Source organism: Sphingomonas sorbitolis (assembly GCF_036663875.1).
Taxonomy (GTDB): Bacteria; Pseudomonadota; Alphaproteobacteria; order Sphingomonadales; family Sphingomonadaceae; genus Sphingomonas.
Map to the genome: position 1 here is coordinate 19,137 of NZ_JAXOJS010000008.1, position 15,068 is coordinate 34,204.

Genomic DNA, 15,068 nt, shown 5'->3' on the forward strand with positions numbered 1-15,068 from the left:
TTTACGCTGGCGTGACGCCAGGCCGGGCTGACACGACATCGGCGTATCCGCCGCAATATTGCGCACCGGGCAGGCCATCGATCACTTGCACGCCGCAATATTTCCGGGCGCGCATGACCACGTCGCGAAGAACCACCACGCGTCCGCTGCGGAGTTCCACCGTCAGATGCCCGTCGGGCCCCACCCTGACGAACGCCGTGGACAAGGTCCGGCGTCCCAACGCCTCGAGGGGCGAGTCCACCAGCTTAGGGGGGACAGGGGCGGGGGCGGGGGCGGGAACAGGGCCGGGGGTAGGGGCAGGGACGAGACTTCCTGCCGCGGACACCGCCTCCGGGATGGGTCCCTGCGCAGCCCGTCCGCGATCACCGGCGTCTTGTCCCGCCCCATTCAAGGTAGCCGAGCCCTGGTTGCTCAGCGTCACTTCGCTTGAACCCTGGGCGGCGGTCGCTGGAACCGGGCGAGAATTGCGCATGGCATCATCCTGAGGTGAAGGCGTGCATGTGGCGAGTGCCGTGGAGAATGGTAGCAACATGCGGAGCATCGCGAACCTCCGTCAGCTTGAACACGCTTTTCGATAGGCCAGAGGCTGCCCCAAGTCACGACGGTTCGGAACCAAAGGGTGAAGCCCCGCACAGCGCAAGCAGCGAACGGAGGCCGCCACGCCACGACAATTTTTCGCTTTGCGTGCAGCAGGTTTCGGATTGGCCACCCCCTATCAGGACGCTTTGCATTTATTTTGGATGCTTCTGGAGCCGCTGATCAATCTGGTGCTTGACCAACGTGAACATTCGATGACAGAAATGAAATATAAAGAGCCGATTGCGAACGAATCTGACGGCATATGTGCGCTTTGCACCGTGCGACTATGCGATCGTGCCACATAGGGGGACCAGTCGATGAGCATTTCCAACCTTGGCAATATCGTACCCACCGACGAGGGTACCGGTTCGATAAACCCGCTGACGCAGTTCAACCGTTTGAACGGTGATGACGTGGTGATCGGCTCTTACGATCCGCTGGCGGACACCACCCCATTGCTCAACAACGAGTTGGCTGTCGGCTCGGGCTCCCCCCTGACGGACATCAATCATACGCCCGGTGACATGGGCCCAGGCTCTTTGGATGCGCTGGCGGGCATCGAGCACACGGTCGTTGTCGCAGGGTGCGGCTGCGCGCTTTGTCAGGGCCTGCGCGAGGCCGAGACCGACGCAAAGGATACCACCCCCAAGGACGTCGATCCGACCGGTGCCAACCCGGAAGGCAACAATATCGGTGAGTTGCTGCCGCTCGGCACCAATCCCGACGGAAGCCACTTCTTCACCGGCAACCGCAACGTCGATGCGACCCTGATCGGCTCCAAATGGGGTACGCTCAACCTGACCTACAGCTTCCCGACGTCGGGCTCGAACTATAACGGCAGCGGTTACGACACCAACGGCGTCAGCCTCTATCACATCGACCTGGGTACGCAGCAGCAGGCCGCGGCGCGCGCATCCTTTGCCCAGCTATCGGCCGCGACGGGCCTGACGTTCACCCAGATTACCGACACCGACACCGTCCACGCCAACATCCGCATCTCGCAGAGCGCCGATCAGGACGTCGGCTCGGCTTATGGCAACTTTCCGTCCGACACCCGCGGTCTTTCGGGCGACATCTGGTTCGGCCGCACCAATCAGCCCTATTACGACCTCGCCTTCAAGGGGACGTGGGGTTACGCGACCATGATGCACGAGATCGGCCACACCATGGGGCTGAAGCACGGGCATCAGGACTATACGAACAGCGACCTGTCCTTCTATTTCGGGGGCGCGCCGCGCTTCGGCACGCAGTCGCTGACCCCGGATCGCGACGGTCAGGCCTGGTCGCTGATGACCTATACGCCGGCGCCGTTCACCAACAGCAACTTCGCCGGCGAGAAGATCAACCAGCCGCAGACCTACATGCAGTATGATCTGGCCGCGCTCCAGTACATGTACGGTGCGAACTACACGACCAACGCCGGCGACAGCGTCTACACCTTCAGCCAGACGACCGGCGAGATGTTCATCAATGGCGTCGGCCAGGGTGCGCCGTCGGGCAACAAGATCTTCCTCACCGTCTGGGATGGCGGCGGCAACGACACGATCGACGCCAGCAACTATTCCAACGGCATCACCGTCGATCTGCGACCGGGCGAGTTCTCGACGTTTGACCAGTCGCAGCTTGCGAACAGCCTGGCCTATCAGGGGCTGACCTCGCTGGCGCCCGGCAACATCGCCATGTCGCTGCTCTACAACAACGACACGCGGTCGCTGATCGAGAACGTCACGGGCGGCGCAGGCAACGACATCTTCGTCGGCAACACCGCCAACAACGTCCTCGACGGCGGTGCCGGCAGCGACACGGTGATCTTTACCGGCGTCACGGGTGTGAACGTCACGCTGAACGACACCGGGGCGGACGTCATCGTCAGCCATGACGGCGAGACGGACACGCTGCGCAGCATCGAGAACATCCAGGGCACCGTCGGCAACGATACTTTGATCGGTAACAGCCAGAACAACACGCTGAGCGGCGGTGCCACTGGCGCTGATACGCTATCGGGCGGCGCCGGCGACGACCGCCTGATCGGTGGCGGCTTTACCGTCACGACAAGCTTCTTGGTCACGCCCGAAACCGCGCCATCGCAAGCGGACATCACCAAGCCCCAGGCTACCAACAATGGCAGCATCGCAACCGCGGTTAATACGGCGGGTGCGTACGATATCGATGCCAATGCGAACATCGCGAGTTCGACCACGATCCCGCATGCGACCATCAACGCCACGGCTGCCGGCGGTGCTCTCGAATATTATCGGATCGATGTGACTGCGGCCGGTGCGCAAGCGATCTTCGACATCGACGGTACCGGCTCGCTCGACGACAGCATCATCGAGCTGGTCAATAGCGCCGGCACCTTGCTGGCCACCAACGACACCGGCCCGGGCGACCCCGGCACGACCGTCAATGACGACGCGTATATCACCTATACCTTCGCTGCTGCGGGAACCTATTACATCCGGGTCGGCCGCTACACCAGTTCGGCGGTGGCTCAGCCCATGCTGGCCGGGCAGACGTACCAGCTGAACATCTCGCTTCAGGGTGCTGCCGGATCGACCGTTTTCACCACCAACAACACCAGCAGCATCGTGGCCGATGGTGGCGAAGGGAATGATTTCCTGCAGGGAACGTTCGGCAATGACATCCTGAACGGCGGCAACGGCAACGACACCGCGTCCTTCGTGACTGCCTATAGCACCACCGCAGCAGGACTCTCGGTCGACCTGAACATCCAGGGTACGGCGCAGAACACGGGGGCGGCAGGGACGGACACCCTGACCGGTATCGAGAATCTGATCGGTTCGCAGTATAACGACACCCTCGTCGGTGACGCGAACGCCAACATCATCGAAGGCGGCCTGGGCAATGATACGCTGAGCGGTGGCGCGGGCGATGACACGGCATCCTATGCCGGCTCGACGGCCGGCGTGACGGTCAGTCTCGCTCTGCAAGGCGCCGCGCAGAACACCGGTGCCGCGGGCACCGACACGCTTGCCGAGTTCGAGAACCTGCAGGGGTCCGCCTTCAACGACACGCTCAGCGGCGACGCCACTGCAAACACCGTTTTGGGCGGCGCAGGCGACGACACGCTCGCCACGGGTGGAAACGCGGGCGGCACCGTGGATCTGCTGGACGGTGGCACCGGGTTGGATACGGCCTCGTTCGCGGACTATACCGCCAACGTCACGGCGCGACTGAACGGCGCGAACGACGGGACTGCCAACATCGGGGGTGCGGCGATCGCCACGCTGCGCGGCATCGAGAACCTGACGGGCGGTGCGGGCAACGACATCCTGATCGGTGACGACAATGCCAACGTCCTCGAAGGCGGCCTTGGTAACGACGTCCTCGACGGCGGCGCGGGCATCGACACGCTGCTCTTCACGGGCACGACCGGAGTCACCGTCAACCTGACGGCCCTGACGGCGCAGGGCCTGGGCGACGACACCGTTCTCGGCTTCGAGAATGTCCGGACCGGCTCGGGTGCCGACAGCATTACCGGCGATTCGGGCAACAACATCCTGTTCGACGGTGGCGGCAACGATATTTACGATGGTGCAGCAGGGGCGGACACGGTCGACTATTCCGGTTCCACATCGTCGGTTACCGTCGACCTCAACACGACCATCGCCCAGACGATCGGTGTGTTCGGCGGTAGCGACACGATCACCAATGTGGAGAACGTGATCGGCGCGACGAACTTCGCCAACACCCTCGTCGGCGGCAACACCACGGTGAACCGGTTGGTCGGTGGTACGCTTGCCGACTTCGTCATCGGCGGCGGTCTGTCCGACACGCTGGTCGGTGGTACCGGCAACGACGTCATGTTCGGCGACTATGTCAACACGTTCAACACCGGCGTAACGACCGCGGACGGCGACGACGTACTCGAAGGTGGTGCCGGCAACGACACCCTCGTCGGCGGCATGGGGAACGACATCCTGCGCGGGGGCGACGGCGACGATGTCCTGGTGGGCGGCATCGCCAACGGATCTGCAGCCGGGCTGACCGCGGTCTATACCAACGACGGTGGGAACGACACGTTCGATGGCGGCGACGGCACCGATCTGGCCTACGCCTATTACACGGATCGCGCAGGCGGGGTCAGCTTCGACCTGGGCAATTTGGCAGGCGATAGCGCGATCACGATCGACGGCATCGCTTCAGGCTCCTTCACGAGCATCGAACGCGTCGTCTTCCGCGGCGGGCTCGGCAACGACGTCGTACGGGGTGGCGGTACGCTCGACACGCTGGTGGGCAACGCCGGCGACGACGTGCTCGACGGCTGGTACGGCAACGACACCCTGTCGGGCGGTCTCGGCAACGATACGCTGATCGGCGGCGAAGGGCTGGATACCGCAACCTACGTGAACGCGACGGCAGGCGTGAACGTCGATCTCCGGATCCAGGGCGTGGCGCAGGACACCGGCGGCGAGGGTATCGATACCCTGAACGGCATCGAATATCTGACCGGCTCCGGCTTCGGCGATACGCTGCGTGGCAATGACGATTTCAACCTGATCGTCGACAATACGGTCGCCACCACCACGGCGGCGCTTAGCCAGACGGACTCGCTGTTCGGCTATGGCGGCAACGACAGCATCCTGGTGACGCGGGCAAATGCGACCACCGCCGGCACCGCGACCGCGGCCACCAACATCAACATGGACGGTGGTGACGGCGACGACTTTATCGAACTGCGCGGCGGTACGCTATCAACTGCGCTGGCGACGAACGCCGCAGGCCTTTCGACCGCGACCTATCTCGCGCTGGGTGCGACCTCGAACGACCGGAACGTCGATGTCGTCAACGTCGTCGGTGGTGCCGGTAGCGACCGGATCGTCCTGACCGGCGTCGCCAGCGCGACGATCGACGCCGGTGACGGTGCCGACACCGTCAGCATCAGCATGCGCGGCGCCTCCACCGTCAACAACTACCAGATCACGCTGGGTACCGGCGCGGACATCATCCAGTTGGGCGTTGGCGCCACGGCAGGGGCCTCGACCGATGTCGCGACCACCGCCCGAACCAACCGCGTGACCGATTTCGAAGCCGGCAGCGCTGGTGACAAGTTCGAGCTGACGAACTTCCTGAACCTGGGGCTGACCGGATACGCTGCCAACGGCAACGCGTTCGCCAGCGGCCATCTGCGTCTGGTCCAGCAGGGCGGCGACCTGTTGCTGCAGGTCGATCGCGACGGCGCGGCGGGCGCCGTCAACGGCTTCGTGACGATCTTCGCGATCGGCAACGGCTACACCGGCGGCTTCACCGCGTTCAACTTCGACGGCTTTATCGGTGATCTCACGCTGTCGGGCTTCTCTGCCGACGAGACCATCACCGGCGCGAGCGGTAACGACGTCCTCAACGGCGGCGACGGTAACGACACGCTGATCGGTCTAGCCGGTAACGACACGCTCGATGGCGGCAACGGCAACGACGTGCTGCGCGGCGGCGCGGGCAACGACATCCTCATCGGTGGTGCCGGCATCGATACGGCCAGCTATAGCGGGGCGACCTCCGGGGTACGCGTAAACCTCACCGTCAGCGGTGCTCAGGGCACGGGCGAAGGCACCGATACGCTCACCGGCATCGAGAACGTGACCGGGTCGGCGTCCAGCGATGTCATCACCGGCGATGCAGGGGCCAACGTCATCGACGCGGGTGCCAGCAACGATGCGGTCGACGGCGGTGCCGGCAACGATACGATCTTGGGTGGTGCCGGCGACGACATGCTCATCGGCAATCTGGGCGCTAACACGATCGATGGCGGCGACGGCATCGATACCGGCGTGTTGCTGGAAAAATACGCCGATTACACCGTCACCCAGACCGGGACGGGATCGGCGACCATCGTCCACAACGGCGCGATCGAGAGCAACAGCTTCACCAATGTCGAGCGCTTCCGCTTCTCGGACGGTGTGGTGCTGACGCTCGGCGCAGGCGGCAGCGACCTGTTCGACCTGTCGCAGAAGACGGGTGCGGTGGCGTTGGCGACGGGCGCAGGGAACGACGCGATCCTGGCAGGCGGCGCGCTGATCGCTGCAGACCGGATCGATGGCGGGGCCGGCACTGACCAGGTCGGCCTCAAGGGCGACTATACCGGTGCCAACCGGCTGGTGCTCGACGCAGCCACGCTCAGCAATGTCGAGGTGTTGGCGGTCTTGGCGGATGGCAGCTACGACATTACCAGTGCGGACGCTACGGTCGCCGCGGGCCAGGTGTTCACCGTGTTCGGTGGCAACTTGACCAGCGCCGACAGCTTGAGCTTCAACGGTTCGGCAGAGACCGACGGCTCGTTCCTGATGTTCGGTGGCCTTGGCACCGACACGCTGACGGGCGGGGCGGGCAACGATGCGTTCTTCTTCGGACCAGGAGGCTTTGGTTCAAACGACGTGATCGTGGGTGGCGCCGGGATCGACCAGTTCGGGCTTGACGGCTTTGCCGGCGACCTGACGCTGCGTGCCGACAATGCCGATGTCGAAGTGGTGGCCCTGCTGCGCGGGCCGAACGGCGCGAACACCTATGGCACCCTGTTCCTCGAGGACAGCTGGGTAGCAGCCGGTGAGACGAAAACTATCACCGCAGTGACCAGCTTCCAGGGTCAGGCGGGTTCGGTCATGGCCGATCTCGTCATCGATGGTAGCCAGGAAACGAACGGCAACCTGCGCATCCTCGCAGGGTCTGGCAACGACACGATCTTCGGCGGGGCCGGCGACGACACGCTGTTCGGCGGTCTGGGTCGCGACAAGATTTCGGGCGGTGCAGGCGCGGACACCTTCGTGTTCAACTCCGCAGCGGAGTCGAACGTCACGGTCGGCAATGGCGGAGCCGCGGTTCTGAACTACGATACGCTCTTCGGTTTCACACAGGGGGAGGACCAGATCCAGGTAGGCGGCCAGACCTATGACACCGCTACGGCGGGCCAGAACGGCCGGCTAGACGATGCCACCTTCAACGACGATCTTGCCGCAGCTTTTGGCAACATCGGCGGCAATGCGGCCGTGACGTTCACCGCCACCTCGGGTAACCATGCAGGCGAGACCTTCCTGGTCGTCAACACCGACGGCGTTGCGGGCTATCAGGCCGGCAGCGACCTCGTCCTGCATCTTGCCCCAGTGGGCGACCTGACGCCGCCTTCCGTTATCCTGTAAGCATCACCAAGGGAGATCAACCATGACCATAACCACCAAGACACCCGTCGCCCGCAAGCCTTGGGTTCGCCCCGCGGTCCAGAAGATCGCCGCCGGCCAGGCCGAGGTCGGTACACGGACTGCCGGTGACGGGACGTTCACCACGTCCTGATCAATTCCACGCCAACAAAAATAGCCAGCGCGATACCTATCGCGCTGGCTATTTTTATGGGCTGTCATTGTACGTCGAGAACGGAAAACGCGCGCCTGGTCGGGAAAGTGATCGATCAGACCGCGATACGCTCTGCGGTCCCATCCTTCAGGGCAGCGGCGTCCCGCGCTTTTCTTGATCGTCGCCCGTCGATGCGGTCCGCACCGGTCAGCATCGTACCGACGAAGAAGGCGGCCGCCCGGCTCCACCATTCACGTGATCGATACCATCCGGGGCAGGGGTCGCAATCTCGTCGATGGTGATCGTCGCGGTGGCGGTCGATCCACCGCCAGTGCATCGAACCCGCGTCCGGATGTGAGAGAAGGTACCGCCTGACGCAGCGTGACGAGTGCTCCCGAGGACAGGCGCATAGCCTCACCTACACCCGACGCACCGCCATTCAGTGCGATGACGCCCAGCGACGGATTACTACCGTTGCAGTTGGTAAGTACCGTTCCGCCACAGACCGAGATCACGGCAATCGCACCCGGCGACGATCGCAACGGCCGGGCCGGTGCCTGTGCGTGCGATCCCGTTCAGCGCCAACGCCCGGTCGTGATCGGTCGTCCGCAGTCCATCGTCACAGCCCGCATTATCGTGGATGAACCGCCGCGGGCGCATTCGACAGCCCGGCAATGCCCGGAAGAATAAAATCGCACATGGTTCGAGCGTTGCCGTTCGAACCATGTGCAGTGCCGATCTAGCCGTCTTCGATCACGGGGCGTATCGCGCTATTCGCGCAACGCCTCTTCGCGCAGCCGCGTGAAGGGCGTCAGGATATAGGCCATGATCGAACGCTTATCGCCGATCAGGTTTACGTCCGCGGTCATGCCTGGACCGATCACCAGACGCTGGCCTTCGGGGCCACGGAAGTTCTGCGCGTCGGCGCGTACCCGCACCGTGTAATGGCTCTCGCCGGTGCGTTCCTCGAGCGTGGCGTCGGGCGAGATGGTCAGAACGCGGCCGTCCATGCCGCCATAGACGCCCGATTCATACGCGGTGATATTGACCCGGGCACGCTGACCGATGCGCACTGCGGCGATGTCCTTGGGGCTGACGAGCGCCTCCACGGTCAACGTCTCGGCGCTCGGCACCACTTCGACGATCGGCTGGCCTGCGCCGATGCTGCTGCCGACCGTCGACACGAGCACGCGGTTGACGCGACCATCGACCGGGGAGGCGACCGTCGAGCGCCCGAGCTTGGCGGCAAGCGCCGGCATCGAGCGCTGGCGCGCCGCCATCTCGGATTGTGCGGCGGCGAGATCCGTTCCCGCCTGCGCACGCCAGCTGCTCCGTACCTGGGCAAGGCTCGCCCGCGCTTCGGCGACCGCGGATTGCGCACGCGCGATTGCTGCCGAGGCCTGCGCCGCATCGGTTCCTGCGACCGCGGCGCTGTTCTCCAGCTGGATCAGCGTCAGCTGCGGCTCGATCCCACGCTGGACGAGCGGACGGATCATCTCGAGCTGACGCTGTGCGGAATCGCGCGCCGATATCCGCGAGGCATAGGCCGATCGCGCTTCAGCGACCGCACGCTCCGCCTGCGCCGCGCGGGCGGCACCGGCCGCGCTGAGGCTGGCGAGGTCGCTCATGCGGGCCGCGTGGAGCGAGCGTTCGATACCGATCTGCTGAGCGACCTCAGGCGTGGCAGCCGCGGGATAGACCGGCTCGCGGCCGGCGATCTCCGCCTGCAACCGGGCGATCTTGGCGTTGAGCGCACCGACCGTGATCTCGCTACTGCCGAATTCCGCCCCCGCCTGGGTCTGGTCGAGCCGGACGAGAGGCTGGCCGCGCTTCACGAGATCGCCGACATGGACGAGGATCGCCGAGACGACCCCGCCTTCGAGATTGCTGAGCACCTGCAACCGGCTGCTCGGCACGACGCGGCCCGGTGCGTGGACGGTGCGATCCAGCTTCACGATGCTGGCCCAGACGATGAAGACGACGATGAAGCCGAGGATCAGCCACAGTAGCAGGTTCGATACCGCCTTGGGCTTGATGCGATCGGCGAAGTCTTCGAGATGCGTGTCGGTCATGGGTTCGTACTCAGGCCGCAGTGCGGGGACGCTGGAGCGATTGCAGGACGGCGTCGCGGGGGCCGTCCTGGACGACCTTGCCCGCCTCGACGACGACGATGCGGTCGACCAGCCGGACAAGGGCAGGGCGGTGCGTGATGAGGACGAAGGTACGGCCTTGCAACTCGGCCTGGAGCCGATCGATCAGCTGCATCTCGGTCGTCTGGTCCATCGCGCTGGTCGGCTCGTCGAACACCAGCACCTGCGGACGACCGGCCAGCGCGCGCGCGAGGCTGATCGACTGGCGCTGGCCGCCCGACAGACCTTCGCCGCGATCCGCGAGCATCAGATCATAGCCATTGGCGATCCGTCCCATAAACCCGTGTGTACCGGTCAGTTCGGCGACGCGCAGCATCTCGGCATCGTCGACGCCGATCCGGCCAAGCGTGATGTTCTCGCGTACCGAACCACTCAGCAGCACGCTTTCCTGTAGCGCAGTGCCGATCAGCGAGCGCATCGCATGCGGATCATATTGGCGGATGTCGGTGCCATCGATCATCACCAGCCCTTCCTGCGGCTGGTAAAGACCGAGGATGAGGCGCGCGATCGTCGACTTGCCCGATCCGACCCTGCCAAGCAGCGCGACGCGCTGCCCGGCCGGAATGACCAGATCGAGCCCGTCGAACGTCTTCTCCGCTGCGCCCGGATAACGGAACGAGACCCCGCGCAACTCGATCCGGCCATCGAAGCGCGCGGGCCTCAGCGCGGTACCGCGCGGCTCCTCCGACCCCGTTTCCATCATCGCGTCGATCTGCTTGTACGCGGTGCGCGTCGCCGACAGTCGCGACAGCAGCGCCGCAATCGTCGCCAGCGGCTGCACCGCACGGCCCGACAGGATCGAACAGGCCACCAGCGCGCCGGTGGTCAGCTTGTGGTCGGCGATCAGAAACACGCCGACGACGACGGTTCCCGCATACGCCAAGGTGTTCGCCGAGGCAGCGACTGTGGTCGCGATCGTCGAGACCAAGCGTTGGCGCGTCGAGCTGTCCGAGTGCTGCTGGTTGGCCCTGTTCCAGCGCTGGCCGAGCAGACGGCTCGCACCGCTGGTCTTGACCATTTCGAGCGCCCCCACGGTCTCGACCAACACGCTCTGCTTGGTCAGCCCTTCGCTCATCGAGCGCGCCGACAACCGGTCGAGCGCAGGTCGCGTCAGCCACCCCGCGCCGATGACGATCGGGATCGCCGCCAGCGGCACCCACACCACAGACCCGCCGAGAATTGCGATGAAGATCAGCGTGATGACGATGAACGGCACGTCGACCAGCGCGGTCATCGTGGCCGACGCGAAGAAGTCGCGCAGCGTCTCGAGCTCGCGCATCATGCCGGTCAGCGCACCGGTCGATCCCTTTTTCTGGTCGAGCCGGATCGCGACCAGCCGACGGAACACCCGCCCCCCGATGTCGTGATCGATATCGGCGCCTGCCAGATCGGTGAAATAGGCGCGCAGTACGCGGAGCACGAAATCGAACACGACGACGATCGCGAGCCCGATAGACAGCGCGACCAAAGAGGAGAAGGCGTTGTTGGGAACGACGCGGTCATACACCGTCATCGTGAACAGCGACGTGATCAGCCCGAAGATATTGATCATCGCAGCCGCCAGCGCGACCTTCAGATACGTGCCCTTGTTGCGCAACATCGGTTCGACCAGCCACGGCGCGAAGCGTGGCCGTGGATGCTCGATCATGTCGTGACCGGACCTGTCATGGGGCATCGCCTGAGAAGGGGTCATCGGGGTTCCAGCGCGGCAGGTTGAATACCCAGTGCCGGCAGAAGCCGACCGGTCCGGGCGAGAAGCGCATAGCGCGCGGTATCGAGTTCGATCACGGTCTGGACATAGCGTGCAGCGACACCGAAATAATTGCTCTGCGACGCAAGCAGGTCGAACAGCGTGCCGCGTGATACGCGGAATCGCTCCGCCAGCACGTCGCGGGCGCGCCGGCTCGCCAGGTAATTGGCTTCGATCGCGGTCTGCGCGTCCTGCAACGCGGCAACGTCGGCCAGCGCGATCTCAGCATCACGCTGTGAATCGAGCCGCGTGCGCCGCAACCGGGCATCGGCACCATCGGCGCGCGCTTGCGCCTGGTCGACACGTTGCGGCCCGCCACCACCCAGCCGCAGGCTGAGCGTCAGGCTGCCGCGAATGTCGTAATCGCGTGCCGTCTCGATGATGCCGTAGCGGCCGGCATCGATTCCACCGGATAGCTGCGGCAACAGATCCGACTTCACCGCGCGTACGTCCGATCGTGCCGCATCGACGCCGAGCTTGGCCGCGCGGATCGCGGGCAGCGTATCGACATCCGCGACCATGGTCGCAGTGCCGATACCGGCGAGTGATGGCTCCGGCGCGCGTGCCAGTCCGACAGGCGGCGCATGACCGATCACCGCGGCATATTGCGCTTCAGCGCCGGCCAGCTGTCGCCGAAAATCGGCAAGCTGTGAATCCGACGATGCGATATAGCTGTCGACCTGCGCTACGTCGCCCGCTGCGGCCGCGCCCTGGAGGATGCGATCCTCGATGCTGCTGCGCAGGCTGCGCTGGCTGATCGCGAACGCCTCGCCGAGCCGGACGAGAACCCGGTACCCATAGACGGTGTACCAGGCCGAGACCGCGCGCAGCGCGACCTGCGTACCGATATCCTCGACATTGGCGCGCGCCGCGTTCAGCCGGGCCTCGCTCGCCCGTATCCGGCCGAGGCTTGCGCCGAAATCGATCAACGGCTGCTGGATGCGAAGCAACCCATCGGTACGATGGCTCGGACGCGAGCGTTCGAGGACGTTGTTCGGATCGTTCGAAAACGCCCGGTCGATGATCCGGAAGGTCGAGATCGACAGATCGGCGACGGGCAGCGCGCGCGCGCGCGCCTCGCCGCGTACGCCCTTGGCCTCGTCCGCCTGCGCGATCGCCTCGTCGAGCGAGGGATTGCGCGCGACCGCCTCACCGATCACCTGCTTGAAGGTCGCGAGTGGCGACTGCGCGTGCGCCAGCTGCAGGATCGGATCGGCGGTCGGATCAATGTGCAACGGATCCCCACTCGGCGCGGGCAACCCCCCGGGCACGCCTTGCGCCCAGGCGCCGAGTTGCGGCATGCCCCGAAGTGGAGTCGGCGGGCCATAGGAAACGCTGGGTGCTCGTGCGATTGGCTCACTTGGACTCGTCATGCCGATCGCAGACACGGGAGCCGGCGATACCGTCACCGGCGCCGGCACGGACGTGCTTGGTAGGGCAGGTGATGGCGGCAACGGTCGCGGTGTCGCGCCCTGCTGTGGATCGACGACCAACGACCCCTGCGTGCTCAAAGGCGTACGCTGGGCATCGATCGGCGTCGCAGCGAACGTTAATCCTGCAGCGATAGCGGTACAGCAGCCGAAGCGGCACCTGCGCGTCATCCGTCCTAGCGCCTGCATCGTGACGATGACCCCCGTAACGATGACCCACGCGACGATGACTGACGTGACGCTGACCGACGATCGCAGTCGCCCCCTACCCGCATGCAGCCATCGCGAAGCACGATGGCCGTCGAACCTGTCATGTCGTCGTACCCCAGCCCCGCACTCGGGTTCGGCCGCACTCCACCGCGCTCGCGGTCAGGACTGCCGATCCCTTGCTCCCCTAATATTGCGGCGGTTACCCTTTCAGGCCCGCCCCCCTGCATTTCATTCTTCTATTTCGCCGCCCACGACAAGGGCATCGCATCATCATTGGAAGGAGCGTTTCAATGACGTTAGCGCCAGTATGGTGGCTGACCCGGGCGATCGTCGCTATGCATGTCTTGGCGATCGTTCGATAGCGCGGCCGTGTTCAGCTCAGCACGCGACATCCCTATTCCTCAGGCAGACCAAATCGTGATGCTTCGCAACAGACCTGACGACCGCGAACTGACGCTCCTCGCCGCCTGCCTGTGCCCACTGACCCTGCCGGACCGGGTGGCAGGCATCGCGCGGATCGCAGCACTCCCCTTCGACGCCGACCGGCTCGTCGATCTGGCACATCGGCACCGTGTCAGTGGGTTCGTCGAGGAAGGCCTGGCTGCGATCGGCCATGCGTTACCGGACACGGCTGCCGCCCTTCTCGCGCGGCGCGCGGCAGCGTCGCGAATGCAATCCCTTCGCAATGCCGGAGAGGAGATCCGCGTCGGGAAGGCACTGGCCGCAGCCGGGATCGATGCAGTGTTCGTCAAGGGATCGACGCTGGCGATACAGGCCCATCATACGTTGATGCTCAAGACGTCCTGGGACGTCGACGTCCTGATTGCGCGTGGCCAGCTGGATGCGGCGTGCGAAACCCTTACGGCGCTTGGCTATCGCCTCTCGATCCTGGGTGGGATCACCGATCCGGTGCATATCCGCCGCTATCTCGCCGCACACAAGGAGTCCGAATGGTACCATGACGAACGCGGTACGGTCGTCGAACTGCATACCGAACTCGGCGACAATCGCGCGGCTATTACCACTATCGGCCTGGACTCGCCGCGCATGCTGGTCGAACTGATGCCCGGCACATCGCTTGCGACGCTCGCACCGGCACCGCTGTTTGCCTATCTGATGTTCCACGGCGCCAAGCATCTGTGGGCGCGCCTAAAATGGCTCGCCGACGTGGCCGCATTACTGCACGACGCGGATGTCGAGACGCTGTACCGCGAGACTATCGTGTTAGGCGCGGGACGCTGTCCCGGGCTAGCGATCGTCCTGGCGCATGAGCTGTTCGGCATCCCCGTACCGCAGGCCTTGCTGGAGGAAATCCGTCGCGACCCGGTAACGCGGCGCCTCGTCCGCTTCTGCTACACGGCGATCATGGCGGACGAAGACGCGGAAGGCCGGCTGATGCGCCCGATGCGCGAGTTGATCGCGTTCGAGCGCGCGCAACTCTGGCTCGTACCCGGTCTCGCCTATCGCTGGGGTGCAGTCCGCAGCCTGCTGAGCCGGCCGAATGCGGTCGCGCATCTACAGGTGCCGAACTGGGCGGTTCCCGCCGCCATCCTGACCGGACTGCCGCTGCGCCTGTTGCGCCGCCCGGCGCGGTTGCGGCCGCAAAGCGCTGGGAAGACTGCCAAGACCCTGTAGCGCCGGCGCGGT

General features: G+C 64.9%; 7 protein-coding genes. 3 read left to right on the top strand and 4 right to left on the bottom strand.

The genetic code is table 11. The features are described from left to right. Nucleotide 1: 1 nt before the first annotated feature. Nucleotides 2-205, bottom strand: a complete 204-nt coding sequence (locus U1763_RS18825) for a hypothetical protein (RefSeq protein WP_332756458.1) — start codon at nucleotides 203-205, stop codon at nucleotides 2-4. A 691-nt stretch (nucleotides 206-896) separates the two neighbouring features. Here U1763_RS18825 and U1763_RS18830 point away from each other — a divergent pair. Then, on the top strand, nucleotides 897-7,730 hold the full coding sequence (locus tag U1763_RS18830) for a M10 family metallopeptidase C-terminal domain-containing protein (RefSeq protein WP_332756459.1): 6,834 nt from the start codon (nucleotides 897-899) through the stop codon (nucleotides 7,728-7,730). A 22-nt stretch (nucleotides 7,731-7,752) separates the two neighbouring features. Then, complete coding sequence (locus U1763_RS18835) at nucleotides 7,753-7,881, top strand: hypothetical protein (protein ID WP_276318491.1); 129 nt, start codon at nucleotides 7,753-7,755, stop codon at nucleotides 7,879-7,881. 770 nt (nucleotides 7,882-8,651) lie between these two features. Here U1763_RS18835 and U1763_RS18840 read toward each other — a convergent pair. From U1763_RS18840 to U1763_RS18850, 3 genes are read right to left on the bottom strand one after another with little or no spacing between them, the layout of a single operon-like run. Further along, nucleotides 8,652-9,953: an HlyD family type I secretion periplasmic adaptor subunit gene (locus U1763_RS18840; RefSeq protein WP_332756460.1), complete on the bottom strand. Its 1,302-nt coding sequence runs from the start codon at nucleotides 9,951-9,953 to the stop codon at nucleotides 8,652-8,654. A gap of 10 nt (nucleotides 9,954-9,963) precedes the next feature. After that, nucleotides 9,964-11,679: a type I secretion system permease/ATPase gene (locus U1763_RS18845; protein WP_332756461.1), complete on the bottom strand. Its 1,716-nt coding sequence runs from the start codon at nucleotides 11,677-11,679 to the stop codon at nucleotides 9,964-9,966. A gap of 41 nt (nucleotides 11,680-11,720) precedes the next feature. Then, entirely contained in the window at nucleotides 11,721-13,082 is a 1,362-nt protein-coding gene (locus U1763_RS18850; protein ID WP_332756462.1) for a TolC family protein, read from the bottom strand. Nucleotides 13,083-13,841: 759 nt separating this feature from the next. Here U1763_RS18850 and U1763_RS18855 point away from each other — a divergent pair. Beyond that, nucleotides 13,842-15,056 carry a nucleotidyltransferase family protein gene (locus U1763_RS18855; protein ID WP_332756463.1) on the top strand — a complete coding sequence of 405 codons (1,215 nt, stop codon included), beginning with the start codon at nucleotides 13,842-13,844 and terminating at the stop codon, nucleotides 15,054-15,056. Nucleotides 15,057-15,068 lie beyond the last annotated feature (12 nt).